The 2,233-nt window shown below is 66.1% G+C and carries 4 protein-coding genes; 1 reads left to right on the plus strand and 3 read right to left on the minus strand.

Annotated features, from left to right (window positions below; all coding sequences use genetic code 11):
- Positions 1-887, minus strand: an 887-nt coding sequence (locus EOA33_RS32895; RefSeq protein WP_245482509.1) for an MFS transporter, incomplete at its 3' end; no start/stop codon positions are given.
- Between EOA33_RS32895 and EOA33_RS41075 the strand changes: the two genes are divergently transcribed.
- Positions 886-1,041: a hypothetical protein gene (locus tag EOA33_RS41075; RefSeq protein ID WP_245455447.1), complete on the plus strand. Its 156-nt coding sequence runs from the start codon at positions 886-888 to the stop codon at positions 1,039-1,041. The two genes, EOA33_RS32895 and EOA33_RS41075, sit on opposite strands and share 2 nt — an antisense overlap.
- A 71-nt stretch (positions 1,042-1,112) precedes the next feature.
- Here EOA33_RS41075 and EOA33_RS32900 read toward each other — a convergent pair whose 3' ends face one another.
- Together EOA33_RS32900 and EOA33_RS32905 are read right to left on the minus strand one after the other, a co-directional pair.
- Positions 1,113-1,700 carry a sarcosine oxidase subunit gamma gene (locus tag EOA33_RS32900; RefSeq protein WP_126054072.1) on the minus strand — a complete coding sequence of 196 codons (588 nt, stop codon included), beginning with the start codon at positions 1,698-1,700 and terminating at the stop codon, positions 1,113-1,115.
- Positions 1,693-2,233: glycine cleavage T C-terminal barrel domain-containing protein (locus tag EOA33_RS32905; RefSeq protein WP_281033587.1), on the minus strand; the 541-nt coding region annotated here is incomplete at its 5' end. The genes EOA33_RS32905 and EOA33_RS32900, both read right to left, overlap by 8 nt.

Raw genomic sequence — 2,233 nt, forward strand, 5'->3', positions numbered from 1 at the left:
ATCATGAAGCGCGTCAGCAACGAACCGATCGCGGCGACGAAGGTCAGCGATCCCGCCTGCACCGCGCTCATACCGAAGCCGAGTTGGAACATCAGCGGCAGAAGGAAAACGACGGAGCTCAGCCCGATCGTGTCGAGGCCGCCGCCGGTCAGGAAGCTGACGCGGAAGGTGCGGATGCGCAGCAGCTTGAGGTCGAGCAGCGGATTGCGGACGCGCAGGCAATAGAAGGACGCGACGGTCAGGATGGCGACGGCCGCACCCAGCTCGGCGGCGATGATGCCGGCGGCGGCGTCCTTGGCGGCGAGCGAATCCATGCCGAAGACGAGCAGCGCCATGCCGCTGCCGACTAGCAGGAAGCCCGGAAAGTCGAACGGGGTGCGGACCGGCTTGGTCGCGGAGGGGAACAGCGAGGCGGCGAGCAGCGCGGCAATGAGCGCAATCGGGATGTTTATGTAGAAGATCCAGCGCCACGAGACGTAGGTGGTGAGCGTGCCGCCGACCAGCGGGCCCACCAATGGTCCGGACTGGCCGGCCAGCGAAATGTACATGTTGATCTTGAGCGTGCGGTCGCGCGGAAAGCTCGACAGGATCACCACTTGGCCGAGCGTGCCCATCAGCGCGCCGCCAAAACCCTGCAGGGCGCGCGAGGCGACCAGCATCCAGATGTTCTCCGAGAGGCCGCAAAGTGCCGAGGCGCTGGCGAAGACGAGAAGGGCGAAGCAATACACGTTGCGCAGGCCGAAGCGGTCCGCCGCCCAGCCGCCGAGAATGATCAGGCTGGCTACATAGACGGTGATCAGAAGGCCAAGCTGGCTCGGCGGGCGGGCCAAGCTTTCACCGATGCCGGGAAGTGCGGTCACCACTACATTCTGGTCGAGGCTGGTCATGAAGACGCCGCAGGCGACCGTTGCCGGCAACAGCATCGACATCTCGCCCGCCGGAGCAAAGCGGGTGGTGGCCGTCACCGAAGTCTCTGCGGTCATGGAGGATATGGTCGAACTGGTTGCCTGGACGGGCACCTGCTCCGGCAAGAGCCCGTGATTGCCTATCTATCGGCCCGGCTGGCCCAAGCCTCAAGCAGCAGTTGTGGCCGTCCGTAGTGCCAGCCGGAGCTACTGCACCTCGTAGCCGACTTCCTCGCTGGCGTGGCACAGCGCCTTCCAGAAGGAGCGGGCGAAGGAGCGGAAGACATAGATGTCGAACTGGTCGGCGCCGGTGCGCTGAATCTGCGCGAAGACGTCGTGATGGGTGGTCGAGCGGCCGGCGCCGACCGGGAAGGCCGGCAGCGCGAAATCGATGGCAAAGAACTTCGCCAGCACCCATTCGGCCTTCGGGCCGGCGATGCGGATCGCGGTGCGGCCATGCGACAGGTCGGTGACGGTGCCCACGTCCGGCGTGACGACGCCGCTGAACGCGGCCGCAAGGCCCTCGGCGTCGTCGATGACGGTGAACTTGCCTGGCGCGATGCCGAATGCCGATCTGCCGCCGTTGGTGACGCCGCCGCCGGCGCCGTCGGGCAGGGCAAGGCCCGCGACCTTGTATATCGCCGACATAAGGCGCTTCTCCTCGCCCGGCCATGCGGCGAGCTGCAGGATCGAGCCCGGCCGCGTCTCAGACAGGATGACGTCGACGCCATGTTCGAAATTGCCGTGCGAGCCCGGGTGGTACTCCGGCTCGAGCGGAGATTGACGTTCAACCATGCATGCGGCTCCCGTCCGGGTCGTAGAAGTGGTTGGAGACGATCTCGATCGGCCCGAAGCGATTGCGCAACGGGTCCGAGACGAAAGCGCGCGTGCCGTGCCTGGCCTTGCCGCCCTTGACCAGCGCTAGCGCGATATGCTTGCCGAGCGCCGGCGAATAGCAGCAGGCGGTTATGTGGCCGATCGAATCGCGTGGATTGGCTTCGTCCAGTTCCTCGACGATATGCGCGCCGCCGTTGAACGGGCGGTTGTCGAGCGAGACCAGGCCGACCAGTTGCAGCCGGTCAGGCGTGATCAGGCCCTCGCGGTCCATCATCGCCGAGCCGATGAAGGGCTTCTTCTTCGACAGCATCCAGTCGAGATGCAGGTCGCGCGCCGTGGTGCGGCCGTCGATCTCGGCGCCGGTGACATGGCCCTTCTCGATGCGCATCGTACCCAGCGCCTCGAGCCCGTAGGTCACCAGGCCGGATGGCTTGCCACTGGCAAGCCATCCGGCCTGGTGACCTACGGGCTCGAGGCGCTGGGTACGATGC

This window comes from Mesorhizobium sp. M4A.F.Ca.ET.050.02.1.1, assembly GCF_003997725.1.
Taxonomy (GTDB): domain Bacteria; phylum Pseudomonadota; class Alphaproteobacteria; order Rhizobiales; family Rhizobiaceae; genus Mesorhizobium.